The following is a 25107-nucleotide window of genomic DNA, read 5'->3' on the forward strand; positions in this document are numbered from 1 at the left end:
TAGGAAATGAGCTCTGGCTTTACGGTGCGATCTAATTCTTTCTTTTTCCGCTTTATCTCTTATATCCTTCATCTAATTATGATTGTAAATAGTCCTGAAATAGTTAGAAGGCACTCCGATACATAACGGCAGAATTCATAACGTTATGAACATGCTCGTCAATCTTTTGATTGCGCTTTGTTTCGTAGTCCAAGTCCGTCCGTTTAGTAGCACTATGAAATTCTTCCCAACTATTTATTAGCTTCGACTTCATGAAGTAGGCTTTTGAATAGTCAGACGTATCTGCGGGTTGACTAGGAAAGACTGAGTCTGCAGCAATTCTGAGGTCTTGCTGCTTGCTATAATCAAGACCATCTTTAGATGCTGCCTCGGAAAGCTTGAATCCAGTAGCAATGTTTTCCAGGTATGAGAGGCCGATGCCGGGAGCAACCTCTCTTTCGACTCGACCAGGATGAATTTCTGGTTGCAGGTTATATCCAATCTTGTTCTTGGGATCGACCTCTCGAAGAATTTTCGCCTCATCTATTCGAACAGCAATTTCTTCATTGACACCATCAACAATCGCGGCACCTAGATTCGAAGCTGATTGGCGCTTGGCTGCACGTATCGCATGACAAACCTCGTGTGCTAAACTGGGAACAGATTTAGTCAGAAAATCTGATTGATTGAACGATCCATATACAATCGTATCTGTGTAGCCAAATTGACCATCACCTTGAATGAAATATCCTCCGGCTGTATCACCGGGAATTACTTGCAGGAATTTCTTGCCAGTGTAGGTTCCATTCTCAAGTTTCTCCAGGGGAACCTTCTCCAGATCAGTTATAAAGGAGCGGTAACGTTGTCCAAGTGTTCTAGCTTTGGATTGAAATGTGGGGGATTTCCTGAGAGTATTGACTATGATCGCCCTAGCTTTGCTTTGATCGATAAGGCTTTTCATCTCTTTGCCGAATGCTCCCCAACGAGATAACTGATTTGTAACAAAATTTGCAAGAACAAGACCGCTTTCGTCACCCGTGAGCTGTTCCGACAAATTAGCAATGCCACCAGGAGATAAGGATACGTTATCTCCATTAGGAGAATTTCTCGAGTAATTGACGCCCGTCTCATTTACTTTGTCTAGAAGTTCAAGTTCGCTAGACGATTCTCTGTTGTTGCTCTTATTATCGGTCATTTCGTCGAGAATCTTGTCTATTTTCTCAGAAGCTGCCTCGGGTGAATAACCCCCCTTATCAACAGCCTTCTTAACTACGGATATTTTTTCTTTTGCAACCTTTGCAGCTATCTCTTGTTTTCTTATTTCAGCTGCCTGTGCGCCGAAGGTTGTAGCTAATTGGGCGGCAGAATCCATTGCGGCTTTAGAGTTAGCTTGCGTCCCCTCCAACCCGGCCATGTCACCAAATACGCCAGCCTTCGTTATAGCATCCAGAGTCCCTGAAAGTCCAGACGGGGCAGGCACATTGGGTGCGTTTTGCAGATTAATTATAGAGGCCGGCATTTGTGAGGGCGTAAGATCTGGAATTACTGATCTTCTACTACTAAGCATACTCGGGTCTAGTGATGCAAGCTCTTGTTCTTTGTCGTCCAGAATCCATTCTGTACTCCCAAAGTGTTCTTCACAGGCCTCACAATCGTCGAGGAGTGCCTGCGCATATACGCCAGCGGTTGGTAAGCTTACCCTTATGGGCTCACCACTTGGTACAGAGTCCACGTAGTATTCATTCAGTGCCTGGGCCGTGTCATGACCATTAATTTTGAGGTGAGCACCGCCGGCCACCTTATAGACTAAGTTGTTGCCCATTACGGCTATTGGGTTTCTCTCTACTACTGATGCAACGCTTCTACCGTCCTCTTCCGACACTGCATAGATAGTGTCTAACAACATGTAGAGCTTGTCTCGGTCCATGTTCCACCATAAGTGCTTGTGGTAATGCTCTAGATGCTCGTTTAGGTGCTTCTTAAGTAGTTCAACTTGAGTACTGATAATATCCCGTTGGTGCTTTTTCTCCCAATCATTCAGAGGTAAACTGACATCGGCACCTTCTGTATCGACGTTGCCAGTATCCACATCGATCAGGTCCATGGCAGATTTATTGCTTGATACATTCCGGCTAAAGTCGTTTGTGGTGTACCGAATCGACACCCGCTCAACGTTTGCGATAGAGCCTATGGTCAGTGGGTAGTCAGCGTCGCCAACGATTTTGAGATTAGTTAAATTGGCACGAGTAAGCGATACGGTTGGTACGCAAGTGAAATCCACCCGAAAAGATTGTCCATAGCGGTACTTGCTAGCCATGGTCATATCAACGCCGTCGAGTGTTGCTCCGCCATTAATCTTAATAATGATTTTGTCGATCCACTTTCTTGCAACACTTGGTGCGTAATCAGACTGAAATATTTGGTCTTTCTGGTCTTTGTTTCGATTAAGCCGATCAAAAATCTCGCGTATCGGCCTATTAACGAATGGGTACAGTGCAATCCATCGCGCTTTTTCGAAAACGTTCTCGTCTTCTGGGTCTAGCGGTCGGTCAACCGCCATACGCAAATAGATCGATCCTGATATGTAGGTAACCGGTTGGTCAGCACGCCTGTTAGCGGCAATTTCACTGTTTTGAAAATTGTCGCGGACATCTTCAAGATACGGCATTACCCATCGTAATCGTGGCCTCATCAAAACATTGGTAAGCGAGTCACGCCAACGAATCATCCTGTTTATTGTGAAGGGTTTTATTGGCAGGGGCACGAAAATGCACTCGCGTGCACCAACCACTTCTGTGTCAACGCGCAGATGCCTCAAAATCTCGTGATAAACAATGGTAAGGGTATGGCAGTAATTGGGGTTTCGAACAACTTCGGATACCGCCTGAGTGGTTTCTTCTTGAGTTTGTTCCTGAATGACAACAGTCTCAAGCTTTCGTACTGATTCTCCATACTGTCTGATGGCATCACGAAGAGACTGCTGCTCAATCGCCGATACATTCCTACCACCCTCCTGCCAACTACTTGACTGTGCTGTTCCGTGAGAAGCGCCACCGCCCAAAACTACCGGGCCAAGAACAGCTCCAAACCCTCCGGCAACTCCAGTTTGTTTGGATTTTGAACCACCTTTCGACCACTCAGACAACCCGGCTTGCACTGCGTCGGTGTAACCATATTCTCGAGTTGTGCCCTGTGCAATTTCTTCACTTGCAGTTGTTGACTCTATACGTCTGGCACTGTCCGTGATTTCAGAAGTCACGGTAACGATCTGCTTAGTTTGTCTTGGCGCAAGCGGAAGCGAATACAGAACATTCCCAAGCGAGTATCCATTGTTTCGCCAGCGAACTCTATATTCCAAAATGTGCCCATAAGATAACGAGGCTGCCTGGGCAGGAGTATCGTCTTCCCAGTCGAGTACCCTATTGCTCGTCAACAGTCGACGCCCTTGCGGTTGTCGCATTATTTCAGCTCGCGCTTCACCGAGGATCTTCTCGGCGGTTGTTTGGGTCGTCACCTTGGTCTTCGAAGTGACCAGCGAGGATACGGCTTTGGCTGCGCTCGTTAGATTAGCTAGAACATTTGTGCTAATAGCTGATAAGCGGATATTGCCTAGCCGCGCTCCGCGGCCGCTCGTTCCTCCTATGTCGCCCGTCTTTGTTGTGGCAGCAGCGTAAACGTACTCGGATTGGTCGATCTCATAGATTCGTGCCAAGTCTCTCGCACTAGGAGGTTTTGGAGCTGCCGCATCGGAGCTGATTTCCGGTTGGGTGACGCGAAGCACGGTCTGAAATGATCGCTCTCCTACGATTCTATGTGGCGAACTGAACGGTTTGCAGCGCGTGCCGGGGTCGTCGGAAAAAAGCTCCGGACTGTTGAGGATTTCTTGCTCTGAGGCGTCGACGGGGATTTCGTTTCCGTTGACCTCTGCGTTATTTGCATCCTCTTCTTCAGCAAATTGTTTTTCGTCAAACGGAAGCCAAAGTACGCGTCTAAACGCAACTTTTTCAGGGTGAAAAGCTACGATTCCTGCGAACGACTGGGGCCCGGATAAAATCCAGACCCAAGCGTCATCATTAGCTTGTTTCTGGATAGTAAAATCAAACTGACCTTGAAGATTGACAGAGATACTGTTAACTGATGCCGCATTGATGTCGCTCAGTAAAGAGTTCGCTCCAACAGTCAGTGGGGCAGACGATGTATCCAAATCTGCCGAACCAAAATACTTTTTTCGCTTGATTTGGCTAAGATTACGGAATTCAACAGTAGATACAACCAACGAGTAGTTTTTATAAAATATCTTTCGTTCGATTGTTGGTCGAAACTCAGCTTTGGCGGACATTACATCAGTAACGACCGGCGGCTTCGGCGTGCTGCTTTCAATGATTCGTTTGGTTAATTCTTGAGCGATCTCGACGTTTAGGTTCCATACATCCGATCCTCGCTCTTTGGTTGGCATCTTCTTTGAGAAAGACAATAGCTTCGATCCCTGACTGTCGGCGATTACGAGGGTTACAGTCGTTTCGGCAGAGTAATCTTCAATTAGAGCTTCCGTGCTCAGCTCTTTTAACAACGAAAATTGTCGTTCGTTGAGTCCTACTTCGTCAGGTATAGTCGTGTTGTCGTCGTCAACGCCACCAACACGAACAATCCGTGAGTATGAAACAATTGCTTGCAGTTCAGATTGTGCTGTTATCTGTTTCCCGCTTGCATCGACAGGTAGTTCAGCTTTTATTTTCAGTCGCAACTCAGCCATGATCTTTGTCTTTTCATTTCTTCTTCTTGTTATTCATCATCGCCATAATCAACATTATGACTGCCAATTCTAAAAATAATCCTGAAGTAAAATAACTTATTTTTATTATCTTTTTTCAACTAATGTATTGACGGTAAGAAATTACGTTTAAATGGTAAGAATAAGTTTATAAAGACAGTTTAGATATTTAATGAAACCCAAATCAATTTAATTAATGACCACCCCAATAGCGAGAGTAACAGATATAGTTTTGTTATCGCCTGAGCAAAATTAATCTATACTCAATTGGGAAGAGTTAGCAACTGAAAATCAAGAAACTTTTGTATTGAATTACAAACGTAATATAATAATTGATTCGAAATATCCAAATAGCAGATCATGTAACGGATAGAAAGAGAACATACAATCTTCTGGAAATAAGCATATTTTAAGATAAGAAAGAAGAAATGTCATTCAATTTACTAATCATATCAAAAAAGTAAATAGACCTAAACATCATATACGATAAAAGATGTGGTATGGTTGGAAAGAAAATAGCCACTAAAGGTACTGTCTCTATCAAAACCTAAACTATTCGAGAATTAACCTGAACTAATCTGTTTTTATCTGATTTAACATGTCCCGCTAAACGGCCGTTTTAAGGAACGAGCTCAAGAAAAGTTGAGCACAAATGATTCCAGTTCCATTTGTCGTTCTTTTTAGTAGTTCCGGTAATTCACGTTTTACGGAACTAAAAAAGTACATTTAAACGACCACTTCTTTGAACTAAATTCAAAAATTTCATTTAAAGGCCGTTGGCAAGGTCATTTTATGTTAGGAAAACTTCTCATGAATCACGCTGGTTAGCGTAGTACATTTAAACGGTCGTTTTATTGAACTTTTAAGAGAATTGAAAATCGAAATAAATATGGGTTCATTTTTTCGGTATAATTAAATAGTTTACTTTTAGAGGTATAATTATACCGCTTATGCTATTTGGTTACGTTAGGGTCAGTACAAAGACCCAAAATCCCAGTTTACAGATCGACGCCCTATTAAAAGAAGGGGTTAAGGAGAAGAACATCTTTAGGGATGTTTCTTCAGGGGCTAAGGCCGAACGCCACGATCTGGACTTGATGATATCAAGACTTCGAGAAGGAGACACGGTAATCGTTTGGAAATTGGACCGTATCGCCAGGAGTATTTCCCACCTTTTAAAATTGGTAGATCAATTTGAAAAACTTGGGGTAAAATTCAAAAGTATCAATGACCCATTTATAGATACCACGTCTGCCCACGGTAAATTTATTATTACCCTTTTCGGCGCCGTGGCCCAATTGGAACGTGATATCATAATCGAGCGCACCACTGCCGGTCTAAAAAGTGCCAGGCGCAGGGGCGTTCAATTGGGCCGTAAAAAAGGTTTGGGAAAAGAGGCCAAGCAAAAAGCCATGCTGGCCGCAGCCTATTATAGGGAAAACAAACTTCCCATAGTGGATATCATGAAATTGGTGGGGATAAAATCAAAACCTACATTATATAAATACTTGGCCATACAAGGTCGAAGAAACTGCAAGGAGTGTGGTGCGGTTTTTTGGGATGAGACCCAAGAGATAGATGAGGCGTTTTGTAAAAAACATTACAAAAAATGAACATTTCGTTTTCCATTACGCTTTTCTGTAAGGGTATTTCTTATTAAATCCTTTAATTTGATTATAATATTTGAAGATTGATTTAGTACCGTTTTCAAATTTGGTTTGTTAAATTTGGTTGTTATAATGACCCCCCTTTTAAAACTCTAGTACATATTGCATATGGCAAAAGCAGATATTGATTTTGAAAAAGAACTATGGGATGCCGCCAACGAACTTCGCGGTGCGGTTTCCGAGAATAATTATAAGAATTATATTTTACCTCTGGTCTTTTTAAAACACCTCAGTGAACGATTTGATATCGTTAAAGAGGAACTTGAAAACACCTTAAACGAACCAAGTTCTACCTATTACACCACGAATGAGGCGGAAAAGGAATATGTATTGACCGATCCGGACGAATATCGTTCACGTAATACGTTTATGATACCGAAAACTGCCTCTTGGCAGTATTTAAAGGATAACGCGGAGCAAGACGATATTAAGGTAAAGGTAGATGATGCCTTTGATGTACTTCAAGATCTGCTTACCGCCTATAATCCCCAGTTAAATAATCTTTTGCCCAGGATTTTTGTAAAGAGTGAACTCTCCGCCAAACAAACGGGTGGTATCATCAACCTGCTCTCCCATCCCAAATTCTCGGAAAAGGAAAACCCGGAGAGCGACATCCTGGGTCGTATCTATGAATACTATATTGGCCGTTTTGCCATGGCGGAAGGTTCCGGTGCGGGGCAATTCTTTACACCGGGAAGCATTGTACGCCTTTTGGTGGAACTATTGGAACCTTACAAAGGAAGAATCTTTGACCCTGCCTGTGGTAGCGGTGGTATGTTCGTACAGTCATTGAAATTTATTAAGGAACACGGTGGCAACAAGAGCGACATCTCTATTTACGGTCAAGAAATGACAGCCCAAACCTTGCGTTTATGCTTAATGAACCTACTGTTAAGAGACCTTTCCTTTGATATTAAACTCGGCAATTCTTTGTTGGATGATAAGTTCCCAGAGTTAAAAGCTGATTTTGTTATTGCCAACCCACCTTTTAATGTCAGCAATTGGCACCCTGAAGATTTACCGGAAAACGACCCCAGGCTTTTTGGCCCAAGGGAAGAGTTCACTACCGATGGCAGCGCCAATTATATGTGGATGCAAACCTTCTGGAACCACCTTAGCGATACGGGTACGGCGGGTATTGTAATGGCCAACGGTGCCATGACCTCTAATACCAAAGGAGAGAAGAACGTTCGGCAGTATATGGTAGATAAGAGTATGATCGATTGTATCGTTCGTATGCCGGATAAGCTATTTTTGACCACAGGCATTCCTGCCTGTTTGTTTATTCTGAGTAAAAACCGTGACGGTAAAGATGGTGAGCACCGTGAGCGTATGAATGAAATTCTCTTTTTGGATGCTGCCAAAATGGGCACCATGGCAAGCCGAAAATTACGTGTCTTTACCGATGGGGATATCAATAAGATTTCCGATACGTACCACGCTTGGCGTACGGTAGGTAAAACTTACGAAGATGTGGACGGCTTTTGTAAAGCGGCCACTTTAGAGGAAGTACAAAAGCAGGATTATAAACTTACTCCCGGCATTTATGTGGGCACGGAGGCCGAGGAAGATGATGGCATTCCCTTTGAAGAAAAAATGGAGAGTTTAAAGGCTACTTTGTTGGAGCAGTTTGAAAAAGGGGATAGTTTAAAACAGCAGATTTTAATGAACTTAGATAAAATAGATTCCAAGTGAGTTTTAGTTCACATATAACAAATAGTATAAATCAAGTTCTGAACTTTATTTGGAATTCGATAATTCTAAAAACTGGTCGAACGGTTTCAGAATGGCCCATCCTTAAACCAACGGTACTCTTTTCATCACTTTTACTATTTCATGTTTTTTTTGATAAGATTAAAGTACTTATTGAAAACAACCTATTTATTTCCTCAAGTTTTTCCAACATATGGCTCGATATTACAGTAATAGCCGCAACTGTTTTTGTAATACTTTTTTTTGGTATCCGTTTTTGGTATACAAGATATAAACCAAGCTTTTCGAGCTTTTTTCTTGTTTTTTTACTGTCTTATACAAGTAGCTTTATCTTTTGGAATTCTGACTTATTGGGTTGGCAATTTTATAAAGAGTGTATCTTTCAACTTCCTTACGTATTTTATTATTTAGTACCCGGTTCTCTTTTTATATTATATGCTTTAATCACTGGAATTATTTCCTTGTTTCCTAGGGAGAAATTATATCGTAGTCAATTTTCTAACGACGAACCAATAGGCAAAAGAGATGATGATAAACTAGATTATGAAGTTTATGTAGATAATTTATCTAAAATATTACTTCATGAAAGCTTTCCAAAGGCTTTTTCAGTAGGCTTGGTTGGGCCTTGGGGTAACGGAAAATCAAGTGTCCTTGATTTAGTTAAAAATGAACTTGAATCTAATGAGGGTGATAGAAGGAAAAATATTTTCATTCATTTCTTACCTTATCTGAATCACAATGAAGATGATATCATTAATGAATTTTTTCTTCTTCTTAGTAGCCAATTGTCAAAATTTGATGGTAAAATATCGAACCAAATTTTAAAATATTCTCAAAAACTAACCGATTTATATCAATCTAAAAATCTAGTCGATTTTGTAAGTAAGCCTCCTAATAATATTTATAATCAAGCGGCAAAGGAATTATATGAAGACATCGACAAAAGCCTTACCAGAATCAACAAAAAAATAATTGTCTTCATCGATGATTTAGATAGATTAAGTGGTGAAGAAATTATTCAAGTATTAAAACTTATACGTAACACTGCAAACTTCAATAACACCATTTTTGTAGTTGCGATGGATAAAGACTATGTACTACAAAGATTAAAAAGTAGCAATCAAATTTTAAATTCCGCGTATTTAGAAAAATTTTTTCAATTAGAAATTTATCTCCCAGAAATTGATGGTAACGTGCTTAGGGAAAGTTTTCTTAAAAGTTTCGATAACTATTCAAATCAGGGTATATCAAATTTTAATGATGATATTAAAACCGCATTGCTTGATAGAGACATTTTATTTGATGATTATGTAAAGAATCTTCGAGATGTCAAGAGGTATTCAAACCAAATAAAATTCGATTATCCATTTATTAAAAACGAAATTGATATGGTAGATTTTATCAATTTTACTTTTTTAAAAACTAGATTTCCTAGTATAGTTAATCAGTTATACAAGGATAAATCAAATTTGCTTCGGTACGACGATGCGAAAGACATCTACCATATAGAAGACCTACCTGAAGATCAACAGGCAGATGAAGGTGTGTCCATACCTTTTGATTTAGATGGTATTTTTGATAATTTCCTTTCTACTTCTAGGACTATTGACACCAAAGATTTAAAAGAATTTAAAAAGTATAAGATTTTTAACAATATTATCAAAGACCAAAGGTCTTTTGAAAACAGCCATAAAATTGATTGTGATGATTTGTATTTACTATTAAAAACGCTGTACACCTTATTTGGAAAAAAAGATGTTAAAAGTTCAGGATCTATTCAACTGAGTGATAATTTAAATATTCTTTTCTATAGAAAAATTCAGACACATAATTTTACCAAAAATGATTTTAAAGAGCTTTTAGATTTCGAAAATCAAGAAAAATTGAAAGCAATTGTGTTCAATTTGGATTCCGATAAGAAATTACCCCAATTTCTTAAAAAATTAAAATGGTTTAAACCAGTTGATATAAATCAATTGAAAAAGATAATTCAAGTTTTACTTCATCTTTATCAAGTTAAAAATGACTACCAACTAAATAGAATTGAAATTGAAAAAAGGCTTGCAATTTATGTACAAGAACTTTTAACAGAAAAATATGGAAATCCCGAAGAAAACTCGTCATGGCTATGGGAGAAGATTTTTGAAGGGAAATATTTAACCCTAAAAAACAAGATTTACCTTTTAGGTGATTTATGGCAAGCTAAAAATGAAAATTTACTATGGGGGTTTAGTGAACAGAAGGTTTCAGACAAAGCTATTGAACTATTTAAAGATCAGTTTGATAATATAGAAGATACTCCATGGGAAGTCTCTAATTTTCATTATTATTCGTTCTACCACTCATTAAAAAAAATAAGAAATATTCAGTCAAAACTAAACGATTTGTTCAAGGACTTCTGGAATAAAAGAGATATTGAATTGCTCTGTGCCCAAACCATTGACCTACCTGCTTTTTCTTACTCGGTTTATCAATTATCAGACATTATTATTGAAATTTTTGGTTCAAAAAACAAATACGTTGAGTTCATTAAATCACACCCCGATGCAACCAAAAAAGAAATTAAAGAGTATATAGAATTCCTAATCTTGCTACAAAAAACTGAGTTTAAAATTGCTATCGATTTCAAATTTAAAGAATCGAAGCTCATAAAGAAGCGGATAAAGCTATTGATTGAGGCCTATAAAAAGAATACTTCTTATGACGAAATCGGAAATATCAAACAAGTGATTTTTGAAACTAATGATATGGATTTCTTTTATAAAATAAGAGCGCAGCAGGAGTTTGTCACAAAACATCATATTCAAGTTTATCCTCATTCTGATTATGTTGTTGCTAGAATCAATATAATGAGCAACAATGCTAAATCTGATTTATTAAGTATTGCCCAGTATATCAATAAAATTGGCGCAGATTATACAGGTTGGAAACATAATAGTTTAGATAAAACCAAATTAGATGAAAATGAGTCATTTTTGACTCATACTAATGACCCGCAAAAATACATTAAGATTATTCATCCTAAACCTTTAAAATTCTAAATGCGCGAAAACTGGAAAACATATAAGCTCTCTGAAATCACTTCAAAAATTGGAAGCGGTGCTACACCACGAGGAGGCAAAGGAGCATACAAAGATTCTGGCATTTCACTAATTCGAAGTCAAAATGTACTTGATTTTACATTTTCAACTAACGGTCTTGCTTTTATAGATGAAAAACAAGCAGCTAAACTCAAGAATGTAGAGGTTGAATCAAAAGATGTTCTTTTAAATATTACGGGAGACTCAGTTGCTAGAGTTTGTCAAATTCCTGATCAATTCTTTCCTGCAAGAGTAAATCAGCATGTTGCGATTATTAGAGCAGACAATAAAATACTTGACCCTGATTTTCTCAAGTATTCTTTACTTACTTACCAGAACAAAAACGAATTACTAAATCTCTCAAGTGCTGGTGCAACCAGAAAGGCAATAACAAAGTCAATGATTGAAGACTTTGAAATCAAAATCCCAGAAATCACCGAACAACGCGCCATCGCCAGCATCCTCTCTGCTATCGACGACAAAATAGAGAACAACCTCGCCATGAACAAAACCCTCGAAGACATGGCCATGGCACTCTATAAACATTGGTTTGTAGATTTTGGCCCCTTCAAAGACGGCAAGTTTATCGACTCGGAATTGGGCAAGATTCCTGAGGGTTGGGAGGTGATAAAACTAGAAGATCTAGTTGAAATTAAGTATGGTAAAGATCATAAAAAACTTAATGACGGATCTATTCCTGTCTTCGGTTCTGGAGGTATTATGCGATACGTGGATACTCATCTTTATGACAAAGAATCCGTACTCGTTCCCCGAAAAGGATCTCTCAATAATATCTTCCTGGTCAGTCAACCTTTTTGGTCGGTTGATACAATGTTCTACACCAAAATGAAACATGACAATTCATTAAAATATGTATATCATCTATTGAAAGGAATGAAACTTGGAGATATGGATGTGGGATCTGCAATTCCTAGCCTTACGACTAAGCTTCTTAATTCTCTTGAAGTTATTCTTCCTTCGAGCCAAGTACTTTCTAAATATGAGGAAAACACAACTCGGTTGTATGAGCAGATTTGGGCAAATGAAAATGAAAACAAAACCCTAACCCAACTCCGAGACACCCTGCTCCCCAAACTTATTTCAGGGGAAGTCCGCCTAAAGGAATTTGAAGAAAAAATAACTGCAGTCTTATGAGCCTAAACGAACATACCGCCCAAAATGCGGCCATTGCTTGGCTAAAAGAACTGGGTTATACCCATATACCCGGCAATGCCTTGGACCGCGACCTTAAAAAAGTAGTATTGGAAACGGAGTTCAACAACTTTTTAAAAACCACCTACCCAGAGGTGCCCGAAACGGCACGTAATGAGGCCTTTGCCCAATTTACCCAACATGAGGGTATGGAGGTGGCCTACCGCAACCGTGATTTTCACCGTAAACTCACCCAAGGTATGGCCATCGCCTGGAAAGATGCCCAAGGCAATGAAAAAGCAAAGCATCTGTATCCCATAGATTACGCCCATCCTCAAAACAATAGTTTTATCGTAGCTGACGAAGTCAGTATCGTAGGCAAAAACAGTCGCCGTACCGACCTGCTTATTTTCATCAATGGGCTTCCTTTAGTGGTATTTGAATTTAAAAATCCCTTCGATTCCACCGTAGGTGTCGAAAATGCCCACCGGCAAATCCATAACTACGTACTGGATATTCCGCAGTTGTTCGATTACAACGCTATTTGCGTGGCATCCGATGGCTTAGAGGCCTTGCACGGTATGTATTCTTCTTCCTTGGAATGGTTCGCGCCATGGAAAAGTTTGGATGGGGAGGACACCGAGCAAAAAGCAGAGCTGCAATTGGAGGTACTTTTACAGGGACTATTCCCTAAAGAGACGCTAGTGGATTATTTGCAGCATTTCATTTTTCACGAAGACCACAACGGTAAGATCATAAAAAAGGGGGCCAAGTACCACCAGTATTGGGGCATCAGCCGCGCAGTCGAAAGCAGCCTAAAGAATATAAAACCAAACGGGGATGGACGTTTGGGCGTTATTTGGCATACACAGGGTTCGGGCAAGAGTATCAGCATGGCCATTTTAACCGGTATTCTACGCCAACGCCCGGAACTGAAGAACCCTACCATCGTGGTACAGGTAGACCGTTCCGATCTGGACGAACAATTATATGACAATTTCCTACTCGCCAAAGATCTGGTAGGCGATGTACAGCATGCCAAAAGCACGGACGACCTTAGGCGTTTATTGAGCTCCTATGGCGGTGGTGTCATTTTCACCACCATAGAGAAATTCAGGTTGAAAGAGCTAACGGACGGAAAAGAAGTGCAGCACCCCGTTTTGAGTGAACGTTTCAATCTTATCGTCATGGCCGATGAGGCACACCGCACCCAGTACGGTTTTAAAAGTGGCGGTTTTGCGCAGAACATTCGACGGGCGCTGCCCAATGCCTCATTCATAGGCTTTACCGGTACGCCCGTAGATAGTGCAGCTGCCGATACCGAACAGGTATTTGGTACCACCATTCACACCTACGATATAAAACAGGCCGTAAAAGACGGAGCTACGGTACCCATTTACTACGAACCCAAAATGGTACCACTCAACATAAAAGCGCAATACACCCAAGAACTCGAAGAAGTAGAAGAACAGGCAGAAGATACCACGGTAGGGGTTTGGGCAGCGGTAGAAGATGCAGCAGGTGCCGAGGATCGGGTAAAGACCGTTGCAAAAGATATTTTAGAGCATTTTAACGCACGTACTGCAACGTTGGATGGCAAGGCTATGGTGGTCTGTATGAGTCGCCGTAATTGCGTAAAAATGTACGATGCATTGACCGCCTTGGAAGGTTGCCCTGAAATTGCCGTGATCATGACGAGCAACCCAGGTAAAGACCCCTTGAGCTGGAATCCCCACATGCGCACCAAAGATGCCATGGAAGCGGTAAAGACAAGATTCAAGAATCCGGAAGACCCCCTTAAAATGGTCATTGTACGTGATATGTGGCTTACCGGTTTCGATGCACCTTGCGCACATACCATGTATGTGGACAAGATTATGAAAGGCCATAATTTAATGCAGGCCATTGCCCGTGTCAATCGGGTTTTTGAAGGTAAACCTAACGGCTTGGTGGTCGATTTTATCGGTATCTCAGGTTTTCTTGCCGAAGCCACCAAAAAATATACCGGTAGCGGTGGTGCCGGCAAACCTACCTTAGATCTAGATGCGGCGGTAGAATTGTGTTTAGAGCAATTGAGTATTGTTAAGTCCTTAATGGGAGGGTTTGAATTGGATGCAATAGATAATATGCCTGCCACGGAGAAAATGAAGTGGACAACAGATATCCTAAATGGGTTGTTAAAAGACGATGCCACGACAGAAGGTTATCTCAAGGAAGAACGAAAGTTGAGCGAATTGATGGCCATGACCAATTCCGATGAACGGATTTGGGCGATTCAGGAAGAAGTGGCCATTGTTCAAAAATTCAGGGAACAGATACGAAAGATAAAATATCCACCAGGAGCGCAACGTACGAAAAACGACCGTATAAAGGACCTTATCAGCAAGTCATTGGAATCACAGGCAATTGTGGACCTAGCGGCCATGTACAATCTGGATAAAATAGATATATCCATTGTAGATGATTCCTTCCAGGCCATCGTAAAGGACAAAGGGGAGGAAAATATTAAAATTGAGCTCCTACGTCGCATTATCAATGATGAGTTGAAAGTCCATATGAGCAAGAACATCAAGAAAGGACGTAAGCTCAAGGAAGAACTTGAAAAGGTATTGGGCAAGTACCATAAAAACAGTCTGAACTCCATTGCCGCGATAAAACACTTATTGGATATTGCCACTGAGATGAGAGAAGAGGATAAACGTACCAAAGAATTAGGCCTTTCCGCAGATGAGCTCGCTTTTTACGATTTGCTTTCTGAAAATGCGGCCATTCTCAACCAAGCCGGACCTATCCAGGATTTGGTACATACCGTAGTGGCATCCGTTAAGAAAAACCTGCAATTGGACTGGACCAAAAAAGAAAACGCCAAAGCGGCCATACGTTTGGCCGTTAAAAAAGAACTAAGGGGAAAAGTACCGTTCTCAGCATTGGACAATCTCCTTAAAGAAGTTATAGAACAGGCCGAAGGGCAGTATAGTGAGTGGCCCATTGTGGGGTAAATGAAAAGGGAATTAGGAGACTATTTCGATAAAGCAAAACAGAATTAATAGTTCAAAAATGATTATTTTAAACTCTTTACAAAAAGCGGATTTTGTAAAGGGTATTATCATTTTTAGTATGAAATTAATTGGGTTCATCAACAGTTTCAAAATCATTCCTAAATGGTGTATTGTAAAGAGTATTGAAAACGTGTCCATGAACTTCTATAAGAAGAAGAGAGATTTAGGAGTAATTTTATTATTTTATTCCTTGCTCCATTTCATATTCACGGCCCATTTCGTATGAATGCCAATATCATACTCCTGCGTTTTGGTACGGTTGTCGTGGCCCAAACATTGAATTAATTCAGCATCAGCCCATTTATAGTATTTGGTATCTCCCTTTTCCTGTAACTTCTTTAATTCTTGTCTTTGTTCTGGAGTTGGAATAATATCTAAAATGTCATACTGTAAAATCTCATAACAGTCCCAACCTGGAGTCCTTTTTATTGGGGTCGTGATCCTTCCTTTAAAATTGTAGTTAACATAGGGAAATTTTTCTTTGTTCAATAACTTGGCTTTACCCTCAATCAACTCCTCATAAAACTCTCGCCAATGACTAATTTCACGGTCTTCCCCTTTGTTAAACCAATCCAAGAAATTAATGGCCTTTCCTGCCGGAATGAACAACGCAAAATCATCTTTCATTAAATCCTTATTCGGGAGTTTGGGGTCGTCTATGGCATCGAATTGGTTTTGCAAAAATGATCTTGTACCTTCTAATACTTTATATTTTCCACCAACTAATTGATAATGTGGAAAGTTGTTGTTCTTGACTAAGAGGTATTTATCATCTACCTTTATTCGGTATAAGTAAGCCATAGAAAATCTGATTCTTTGTCCTCGTAAACCCAACCATTTGCTATAAATGGTTAACCACAATCTTTTACGGTTAACAATAACTGTTTCAAGAAGTAACGCGATTAAGCCAAACAGCCCAATTAGTCCTGCCCCAACAAATTCAGGTTGCAGATCAGAACCCGACAAAAAGAAGTATCCATATACAAGAACTCCTGTAAATAAAATTGCTTGAAGTATTTTTCTTATCATTTTATCGCTGGGCTAGGTTTTATTGATTTGATGGTATCTTTCAATATCGAAAATGAAAGTGGGTGGTCAGGATAAGCATTGGCTATAGCTTCCGGCAAGACTTTTAAACGAATATCAGAAAATGAATATCCCAAATCCGATTCTCCATTCGCGACTGACATTAAGGCCAATTCATCCAATTCTTTAGTGGAAAAATTTAGCCCCTCTAAACTCTGGGCATACAGCTCTTTACACTCTTCAATTGTTGGTCGCTCAAATTCCAGTATAACCGCCGCTCTACGAAGTATAGCCTCGTCTATGAAGTGTAATCTATTGGTGGACATAAATATAATGGCTCTGCCATTCAGCTCTCTAATTTCGTCAATTTTCTGTATCAAGGTGTTTACCGCCGCCTTTTCTTCTTGATGCATTTGGTTAGTTCCACGAGTGGTTGCAATGGCATCTGCCTCGTCAATTAATAAGAAAGCAAAACGCCTTTTACCCGCTTGGGATTTTAACTCTGAAAAGGCATCATTTACCAATTTCCCCATCTCTCCGTGCAGGCCTTCACCTCTAACGCGAGTACTTAACTTTAGAAAGAACCCCTCTTTTTTTAGCTCTCGGGTCATCCTGTCCGCAATGGAAACAGCAGAAATCGTTTTACCGGTTCCTGCGTCTCCCGCAAGTATAATCAAAGGGTATTTCTCTTTTAACTGTTTTATTATGGGTAGTTCGGTCTTATGATGCTTTTTGCTCCACTCCGTAAGGCTGTCCTGGTCCAAAAGCAATTTAAGGTTATTATAAATGCGCTTAAACTTACTTTCAAAACCAACCAGAGATCGGGTTTGCATCTGAACCTCATTATTAGGAAGCTCAATCGTATTATCAAATATTGCAGCCATTATTTATAATTTGTTTTTTGAAGTTCATATCCTTTACTTGCATATAATTGAGCATTGCTAGAGGTCAAATGCGAAAATGTAGTATCATCGGATGTTGTAGTCCATCCAATCTTGAAATCATTAGTAGTATAAAAGTCTTTTTTTTGTTGACTAGAAAGGCCATGCCATTTGGCAGTATAAGAGAGGTATACGGTTAAGTAAGTGTCGTCAATATTTTGCCAGTCATTATTACGGCCAGCTCTATCACTATCTGATTTGCCGCCTTCTTCATTAATCTTAAATTTTGCAGCTCTAATTGTATAATCATTTGACCTACGCTTAAGCGCAATTGATACCTTATCAAGGTATTTATTCTCCGCAAGCTTTATGATGTCATGAATTACTTTATCCACGTAATCAGAAGACCATTTACCAGTTCTCCTAGCAATTGTGCGAATATCTGCTTCGCAGCTTTCAAAAGTTTTTCTGATATCTACTACCGTGTAGGTATTGGTGTTTGTCTGTGTATTATACATAATCAATTAAGGCTAAATGTTGGACCAAAAACACGCTTCCATTCTTCGGTGGTCGCGCCTTCATTATTTCTTGATTGAGCAAGATTTAGAGAATCGAATGCGTCTTCGGCTTCATCGATAATCTCTTGCCATTTAGAAGTATTAATTTTCTTAGCGGAGTTATTTTCATTATTCGTATCATCAGCAATATAGATTGGAGTGCTATAATATGGAATACTGTTAATGGCGTGGTCGAATGAAATCTCCGGAAAACTTGACTCGCTCAAAAATTGAAAAAACCTTATTATGCCCTCTTCGATACCTGTTTCTACACCTCTGGTGGCATCTAAATAAGCTACGATCAATTCAATGGAAAATGAAGAGATACCGGGTTCATCTTCATAAGGTTTTAGTTCTTTGTAATTCTTCCACCATTTTAATGCTCTCACAATAGAAGAGTAGGACGGATTATTGCGACGAAGGCTATTAGAAAAATCAAGATGATTTTCTACACTGGTAATGTACTTACCACCACCACCTCTTTGTGGCTGCCAAACATATTTTTCCGGATTCTCAATGGGTACCACTGGGACTATATCTACTTCCAATCCTGAACCGGAAAACCTGATTTTAATTGATTTGGTGTTTCCTTTGGCATCAACATCGCGCCTAATGTCCTTTTGAGGGTATATTTCTTTTAGATATCCTACGATAAAGTCGTGCAATTTTGACAAGTCATTCTGTATGTTATCATCGCCTGAAACATATAGGACTAAATCAATATCTATGGGATTATCCCCTGTTGGGCGAAGAATTGTATGTTTTTTCCAAGACCCGGCTAATAGGAACTTTGTAACCTTCAATCCGTTGCTATCGTCATTTTGAATTTTATCCTCTAATTTTTTCTTCAGGTTGTTAATCTGGTCTCTGTATTTGCCCATATTGTCCTTATGCAACTTTATTTTATCAATAAAAGGACGAAGACTGTTGTTATCTAATTTCATTCCAATATATGTTTCTTAACATTTTCTTTTCAATTTTTACGCCAACCTATTATTTTGATCTATTATGACAATTTGACTGATTATAGATCATTATTATGGCAGCCCCATCTATGAAACCGCCATAATCAGCCTACGAGTTAGATTGTTCTAACATTGAAGCTATGCCACTAATAACAATAAGAGTCGCAAGGCCAAAGACGATAACTTTTGCTATATCGCCTCTAACATTCATACAATTATTTTTATGACATACACAAAGCTCTACCTTTGAGAAATTAATATTATTCATAAAATGAATTTAAGATTAAATAATCTCCATTTAGAGCTGTGGATTTTCGCTCGTTACTTACCCTTGCTGTCTTTCCTATTGCTTCTGATATGTTCCTTGACGGTTATAGTTTTGCCGCCTACTTTTCGTTTGTGCTCTGGTATTCTGTTGAACTTTTTACCTGATGAATCTTTCGCCATAATATTAATTTTTAAGTTTGTAGGGATTTTCTTTATATTTGAACCACCCCAAGAATTATTTAATAGCATTTACTGTTTATACAGTGGTTTTATGAGTGCCACTCACTCATATACCTTAATAGATATATCCGTTTTGGTATATAGATGAATACAGATACCGGTCAAGACATAGATTTCGAAAAAATGCCTAGCGTTGAACTGTTAGAGTACATTTCTTTTAAAGAAGAATTCCCCGCTGAGGCGCAGTTGGCCTTTGCGCAATTCTGCTTTCGTTTTGAGAAGGATGTAAAAAGGAAATCTGAAATCTACTGCAACAAATATGGATATAACGAGGTCGTTGCTTTGGAAATAGCAAATTGCACATTTTCTAGGGTATGGAAGTACCCTACTTTTAAGAAAGAAAAAGCTAAGGCCAAAGATTTTGACAAGGCCATTTTGCTATGGATGAATCCGATTTTGTATACCCAGATTATAAAATATGGAGAATATAATACTTGTGCGGAACCAACAGAGGAGGAAGATTTAAGTTTGGTCAACGATGCCGAAGGATTGGTTGAAAGATTGAATATAGATAGTGTTGAGGCCAAAAGGGAGGTAGTGGCCAAAATGAAAACAATAGACAGCGCCCTAACACAATTGACCGAGAAACACCGTATTATATATTTTACCTACCGAGCCTATCAAAAAGAAGGTAAAAAAGTTCCAAGAACGATTACCCGACTACTAAGAGAAAAACTCTCTTTGACCCAAAAGTCTGTGAACACTTATTACGGAGATGCGAACAGACACGTTACGAACTACCTAAACATTATTAATGGCAAAGTCTAAAAAAATAGGATTAATCGAAGTGGAACACTTGGATAGTTGGTTGAGCTCCACAGGTTATCTGTTTCCGAGCAACGAACTAGAACTCGACAGATTTAATAAACTGTATGAAGATTATGACTATAAATTAGATGATACTTCCATTGACCCTGTTGCAATAATCAATAGTACTTTCCATAGAGAACCCAAGGTTATAACTATGTTTGAGGAAGATCTTGATGTTGATATAGAGAGTTTAAGAATGGTAGCTAGAAAGGGAAAGGAAAAGCTACCACAGCACATTATAGAAAAAATGCGTAGAAATCACAATAGAGACTCTGGTGATCAGTAAAAGACAGAGTATAAAGGTATTAGCAGAAACAATAGCACTGGAATATCAAGAAAAAATTACTCCCCTTGATAAAATAGTCGATGATGAAGGCTTGTCTGTGTTTTATGATAGTTATGGCAAAGATACATTTGATGGAATGACCTTCTACGAAAATGGCGAGTTTTCAATACATATTAATACGGACTTAGGAAATAAGCATAATTCAGCAAGAGGTAGATTTACACTTGCTCATGAACTTGGACATTACTACATAGATGCCCATAGATTAGGTCTTAAAAAAGGATTGTTAAAACCCCACTCCTCTAGAACGAACCAAAAGCAATTTAATAAAATAGAAAGTGAGGCGGATTATTTTGCTTCATGTTTGTTGATGCCGGAAGAAAGATTCTCAAAAGATTTTCACAAGAAGCAATTCAGCATAGAACTTATCGATTTTTTGAAAGACGAATACAATGTCAGTAGGACGGCCTGTGCTTTTAGGTTTGCGGGAATTGGCAATCATTCAATTATGATAATCTACGGCGAAAATGGGAATGTTATTTGGAAGCATTATAGTAAAGACTTTCGATACAAGTATTTGTTATATCAAAATAAAGTTGCACCTAAAACTGTAATGGGCGAATATTTTGCAGAAATTAATGAAAACCTATTCAAAAAAGAAGAAATCTGGGCTGTCGACATATTCAATTATGTGAAAGATGATGATTCTCACAGGAAGTTCTTTGAGCAGTGCATAACGTATAAGGGTAGAGCCCTCAGTATAATTTGGGAAGAGTGATATATAGTTGAAATAAAGGATTGTATGAGTAATAAGTCAATACAGAAAATTAGGGAGCAAAGAATTGAGATGAATTCTCAAATCGATAAACTTTATAACTCCGTTAAATCTTTAAGTACTAGTAGAGAAAAGGCAATACAAATATTAGAAAGATTTGAGGATATTGATTCAAAGAAAAAAGATAAGCTACAAGAAGAACTTAAAACTCGAAGGCTAGTTCATTCATTGGATAGGAATATCGAAGATGCAGAAAGGGCTTTAGCTAATGCTGTTTCAGAGAGATTTAGTTTAAATACAGATTTTCTAAGCGTTCAGTTACTGGAGTTAAGCATTCGACTTCAAGAACAAACCAAGGCAAGCAAAAAAGCTTCAAAACGACAAAGAAAGCTTACTTGGGCGATTGTAATAATTGGCGTTTCTAGTTTACTAGTGACCATATCTCAATTATTTGAATGGATTTAAAAGTTCAAATAAAGGATGGATAGAAAGGATTTTAAAAATCAAAGTTTTAAAGAAAAAGTTCAAAATATATTTGCTCTTATAATTTTGATAGTCATAGTTCTTTTTATCATTAGCCAATGCGGAGGAGGAAATTCATCCTATAAATCTTCTACAAGAGGATTGATGATAAGCCAATGAAAAGATTATCGAAATCTAGAATCATAAAAGCCTTAATAAACCATAAACTTTAATCTATGGCATTACTAACCAAACTTGACTGGTTATTTGTTGGAGGTATAATAATCGGGCTAATAGTTTTGTATCTGGTGTTTATAAATCCAAACAATTGGGATGATGATTAATAAGTATAATTTAACGATTGATTGGAAAAGATTAAAGACTTCGTAATACATGTTTTGGATGTATATCCCATTTACTCGGGTATCTTCATGATTGTGTGTGGGATATTAATTTTCAACTATCAATATAGCAAGAAAGAATCTTGCAAGATGAGCAAACATGGATTAGCATCTTGGAAAGCTTTTGTAAACACTTGGGCTATAGTAATAATGCTTCTTCTTTGGGGCTTGATACTAATAATTAGAAATATTAATAAGAGTCTATAAAGTTCAAATAAAGGATTAACCTTCTTAAACTGGATAAATAACCAAACCATTGAAATCATCAGAATCACGAAAAATAGGGACAAACAAATATTTGGAGTCAAAAGGAATTCCGATTTGTGAACACCTACCTTTAGTTGCAAATAGTCAAGAAGTAATTCTGAGGAGGCCATCTGAAATTGCATCTAGGATTATGATATTAACTGGCATAATTGACACAGCTTTCGATGAAGACAGAAAAGAAATAGTAAGTTGGTTAAAGGAGATCAATCTATGGACAGGTGTCTCAAATTCCGAAAAGGAATACTTGAAAAAAAAGAGTTTAACCAAAGAAGATAAAATCGCTGCGAGTTGGCGAACCGAAGCTGTAAACGTGCTTTTCTGGTCTCTTGGGATGGTTGACATACTTAATGAACCAATTGAAGAATGTAACTTAACTAAAGCACATGAAGGAACAAAAGGAAAATATGGTTCATTGAATAATTTCATTGGGCAATCCGAAATTCGGAGTACTGAGGAAATACTTGATCAAACCGACCTTATTTATCGAATTCTTTGGGCAATAAGGGATGCTAGATTAAATAATAGACCTTATCCTAATGGTTATAATCCCTCTATTGTTTATGAAAGACATTATGCCCTGAATTGGATTACATGCTATCAAGAAGATTGGGATGATATAACAACAGATACCTAAATTACGTTTGTAAAAAGTTCAAAAAAAGGATACCCAAACAATTTTTTTATGTCAAAAGATATTGATGTAGATATTTTACTCTTACTCCTTCTGCTAGGAGTGGGAATAATTCCTTGGCTAATTAAACGTTGGAGATTTAACCTAAAGAAAAAAAGTCGTCAAAACTATTATCGTAAAACCTATTTAAAATCAGCTGCATGGAAAAGAAAACGTTATGTCGTTCTAAAACGAGATAATTGGAAATGTGTTTATTGCGGCAAAAGAGACACACAAGTTCATCATAAAAGGTACTCGAAGAAAAATATTGGCAAAGAACCTATTAAATGGTTGGTTTCAATTTGTAAGTCATGTCATGATGAATTGCATTAAGAAAGACTTAATTTGCCAGCGAAATAAAAGTTCAATAAAACGATTGCATGAAAATTAAGCGTTATCAGATCTTTCTTGTCGTTCTACTTTTTTCATTGAATGGTTTATCTCAAACAAAAGACCATCTTAAGAAAGAGACAGCTATAAACCCCTTGCTTGGACAATGGGAAGCTTATAAGAAAACGGATTTGGATGGATGTGATGGAAGTGATGTAACTTTTAATGGTTTACCATATACAGTTAAATTAGAGTTGATTTTTTTAGATGGCGATAAATCCTTTTTTAATAATGGAGAGGGTAGGTTGGAGACAAGTTATACTCTAAAAGAAGATACACTGAAAGTTTCTCGTTTTACCTATTCCATTATAAAAATCATAGGTTCAGAATTAGTATTAAAGGAGGAAAAGCTAATTGGCAAGCTTATTTATCTGAAAAAAGTAGGGGATTATCCTATAACAAAGAATTGATTTAAAGTCTAAATAAACGATAGAATTTTAAGCATGAAGGAAACAATTAAAAAGGCGCTTTTTCTTTTGGCAGTCTAGCCGTAGCCTTCCATTCCCCATTCGCCTTCACAAGTTTAAAAATACCAGGAGTCTTATCATAAGAGGTCGAGTATTTTACCCATGCTATTTCACCTTCGATTCTTTCATCGATAACTTTGAAGTTAGATTCCGAATTTTTAGGCTTGGCAAACATTTTCTGAAGGTTTGAGAATGTTACGAATCCCTCAGGGGTGGTATGTTTTTTCAAAGATGCTTCGTCGCCCTGGTAGAAACTTTCGGCAACGATTTTCGCGATAGCAGCAGGGGATGCATCCTGAGTTTCCGCGCAAGCGATAAATAATAGCGCAATTGTAAATAGGGTTATTTTTTTCATGATACTTTAATTTGGGTTATTAATGTAGCTATAGGGGACTTTTAGCTCAATAGTACGCTCCCCATTTTTTTCATTGAGTTCCACGACAATCCTGCGGTCGTTGTCCAATGAAAATTTCTGCAATACATAAACCATGCTCACGGTTTCGCTTGCTACTATTCTAGTTGGTCGGCCATAAACAAACAGTGGTTCTTGATAAATACGCTGTTGTGATTTCTTTCTCCCTTTTTGTCTCGTACGAATCGAAAGGTCTAGGAAATTCAAATCGTAATCCAAAGTGGATGTATTCTTAATATGGATTACGAAATAGAGTTCCTCTTTATCAAAAACTATATTCTCAATACTTAATACAACGCCCTCGTTCCTTTTTCTAAGATTACCCATTGGCTGTTTTCTATCCAATAAAAAGGAACAGAAGTTCTGGTAATAGGATGCTCTGTTTTTAATCAAGTTCTCAGACTTGTCAATAGCGACAGAATCAGGGCTGACAGGTTTTTCATTCCCGATACTATTGGTTTTTGGAATGAAGTAATTAAGCTTTGAGAGTTGTTGTTTATACCTAACAATATACGAAAAAACCGAACCATTCCTGTTGATAACCAGAAGATTACTCTCTTTTCCAGGTTTTGCTTGCAGCAATCCAAAATATTGTTCTTTCTCGCGATTGTAAGTAAATATAAAATTGTCCGAACCGGTTATTCCTTGCCGGATTGGTTGTGGAAAGAAAAGGGCAACGTTTTTTTGGTCGTTGGCATAAATCGTATCGAGTATTATCGGTTGTTGTGTTAGAGCTTGTGCAAGGCACAGTCGTGGTGCGAAAGTAAAACCAATAACAAATAATAGGGTAAGGATATATCTCTTCATAAT

Annotated in this window: 20 protein-coding genes; 12 read left to right on the forward strand and 8 right to left on the reverse strand. The window is 38.4% G+C overall.

Translation table 11 applies throughout. The annotated features are described in order from the left end of the window. Window positions 1-103 precede the first annotated feature (103 nt). Window positions 104-4732: a hypothetical protein gene (locus tag LX92_RS17105; protein WP_109653274.1), complete on the reverse strand. Its 4629-nt coding sequence runs from the start codon at window positions 4730-4732 to the stop codon at window positions 104-106. Between the two features lie 968 nt (window positions 4733-5700). Between LX92_RS17105 and LX92_RS17110 the strand changes: the two genes are divergently transcribed. The 5 genes from LX92_RS17110 (at window position 5701) to LX92_RS17130 (ending at window position 15361) form a co-directional block, all read left to right on the forward strand. Next, complete coding sequence (locus LX92_RS17110; protein ID WP_109653276.1) at window positions 5701-6363, forward strand: recombinase family protein; 663 nt, start codon at window positions 5701-5703, stop codon at window positions 6361-6363. A gap of 162 nt (window positions 6364-6525) precedes the next feature. Next, on the forward strand, window positions 6526-8112 hold the full coding sequence (locus LX92_RS17115) for a type I restriction-modification system subunit M (RefSeq protein ID WP_109653278.1): 1587 nt from the start codon (window positions 6526-6528) through the stop codon (window positions 8110-8112). Then, window positions 8109-11171 (forward strand): KAP family P-loop NTPase fold protein, encoded by a 3063-nt coding sequence (locus tag LX92_RS17120; RefSeq protein ID WP_109653280.1) that lies wholly within the window; start codon window positions 8109-8111, stop codon window positions 11169-11171. The genes LX92_RS17115 and LX92_RS17120 overlap by 4 nt, the downstream gene beginning before the upstream one ends. Beyond that, complete coding sequence (locus tag LX92_RS22495; protein WP_170117880.1) at window positions 11172-12365, forward strand: restriction endonuclease subunit S; 1194 nt, start codon at window positions 11172-11174, stop codon at window positions 12363-12365. Further along, window positions 12362-15361, forward strand: a complete 3000-nt coding sequence (locus tag LX92_RS17130) for a type I restriction endonuclease subunit R (RefSeq protein WP_109653282.1) — start codon at window positions 12362-12364, stop codon at window positions 15359-15361. The genes LX92_RS22495 and LX92_RS17130 overlap by 4 nt, the downstream gene beginning before the upstream one ends. Before the next feature lie 243 nt (window positions 15362-15604). Here LX92_RS17130 and LX92_RS17135 read toward each other — a convergent pair whose 3' ends face one another. The 5 genes from LX92_RS17135 to LX92_RS22935 all read right to left on the reverse strand — a co-directional run bounded on the left by LX92_RS17135 (window position 15605) and on the right by LX92_RS22935 (window position 19297). After that, window positions 15605-16450: an SMODS-associated NUDIX domain-containing protein gene (locus LX92_RS17135; RefSeq protein ID WP_223308394.1), complete on the reverse strand. Its 846-nt coding sequence runs from the start codon at window positions 16448-16450 to the stop codon at window positions 15605-15607. Next, on the reverse strand, window positions 16447-17331 hold the full coding sequence (locus LX92_RS17140) for an ATP-binding protein (protein ID WP_109653288.1): 885 nt from the start codon (window positions 17329-17331) through the stop codon (window positions 16447-16449). Before LX92_RS17140 ends, LX92_RS17135 begins: the two co-directional genes overlap by 4 nt. After that, a complete protein-coding gene (locus LX92_RS17145) occupies window positions 17331-17846 on the reverse strand; it encodes an HORMA-1 domain-containing protein (RefSeq protein ID WP_109653290.1) in 516 nt (171 codons plus the stop codon). Before LX92_RS17145 ends, LX92_RS17140 begins: the two co-directional genes overlap by 1 nt. A 2-nt stretch (window positions 17847-17848) precedes the next feature. Next, window positions 17849-18829, reverse strand: coding sequence for a CBASS oligonucleotide cyclase (locus tag LX92_RS17150; RefSeq protein ID WP_109653292.1), 981 nt, complete (start codon window positions 18827-18829; stop codon window positions 17849-17851). Between the two features lie 342 nt (window positions 18830-19171). Next, a complete protein-coding gene (locus tag LX92_RS22935) occupies window positions 19172-19297 on the reverse strand; it encodes a hypothetical protein (protein ID WP_262509855.1) in 126 nt (41 codons plus the stop codon). Window positions 19298-19441: 144 nt separating this feature from the next. Here LX92_RS22935 and LX92_RS17160 point away from each other — a divergent pair, with 144 nt between their 5' ends. The 7 genes from LX92_RS17160 to LX92_RS17195 all read left to right on the forward strand — a co-directional run bounded on the left by LX92_RS17160 (window position 19442) and on the right by LX92_RS17195 (window position 23828). Continuing rightward, window positions 19442-20125, forward strand: coding sequence for an RNA polymerase subunit sigma (locus LX92_RS17160; protein WP_109653295.1), 684 nt, complete (start codon window positions 19442-19444; stop codon window positions 20123-20125). Next, window positions 20112-20453 carry a hypothetical protein gene (locus tag LX92_RS17165; RefSeq protein ID WP_109653297.1) on the forward strand — a complete coding sequence of 114 codons (342 nt, stop codon included), beginning with the start codon at window positions 20112-20114 and terminating at the stop codon, window positions 20451-20453. Before LX92_RS17160 ends, LX92_RS17165 begins: the two co-directional genes overlap by 14 nt. Continuing rightward, complete coding sequence (locus LX92_RS17170; protein ID WP_109653299.1) at window positions 20443-21231, forward strand: ImmA/IrrE family metallo-endopeptidase; 789 nt, start codon at window positions 20443-20445, stop codon at window positions 21229-21231. The genes LX92_RS17165 and LX92_RS17170 overlap by 11 nt, the downstream gene beginning before the upstream one ends. 24 nt (window positions 21232-21255) lie before the next feature. Continuing rightward, window positions 21256-21693 (forward strand): hypothetical protein, encoded by a 438-nt coding sequence (locus LX92_RS17175; protein WP_109653301.1) that lies wholly within the window; start codon window positions 21256-21258, stop codon window positions 21691-21693. A gap of 654 nt (window positions 21694-22347) precedes the next feature. Further along, on the forward strand, window positions 22348-22992 hold the full coding sequence (locus LX92_RS17185) for a DUF4272 domain-containing protein (RefSeq protein WP_170117881.1): 645 nt from the start codon (window positions 22348-22350) through the stop codon (window positions 22990-22992). A gap of 48 nt (window positions 22993-23040) precedes the next feature. After that, on the forward strand, window positions 23041-23361 hold the full coding sequence (locus LX92_RS22655) for an HNH endonuclease (RefSeq protein WP_190263552.1): 321 nt from the start codon (window positions 23041-23043) through the stop codon (window positions 23359-23361). 47 nt (window positions 23362-23408) lie between these two features. Next, window positions 23409-23828: a hypothetical protein gene (locus tag LX92_RS17195; protein ID WP_109653307.1), complete on the forward strand. Its 420-nt coding sequence runs from the start codon at window positions 23409-23411 to the stop codon at window positions 23826-23828. 46 nt (window positions 23829-23874) lie between these two features. Here LX92_RS17195 and LX92_RS17200 read toward each other — a convergent pair whose 3' ends face one another. Next, window positions 23875-24240: a hypothetical protein gene (locus tag LX92_RS17200; RefSeq protein ID WP_109653309.1), complete on the reverse strand. Its 366-nt coding sequence runs from the start codon at window positions 24238-24240 to the stop codon at window positions 23875-23877. A 6-nt stretch (window positions 24241-24246) separates the two neighbouring features. Then, entirely contained in the window at window positions 24247-25104 is an 858-nt protein-coding gene (locus LX92_RS17205) for a DUF4138 domain-containing protein (RefSeq protein ID WP_109653311.1), read from the reverse strand. Window positions 25105-25107 lie beyond the last annotated feature (3 nt).

It is taken from the genome of Maribacter polysiphoniae, assembly GCF_003148665.1.
Lineage (GTDB): Bacteria > Bacteroidota > Bacteroidia > Flavobacteriales > Flavobacteriaceae > Maribacter_A > Maribacter_A polysiphoniae.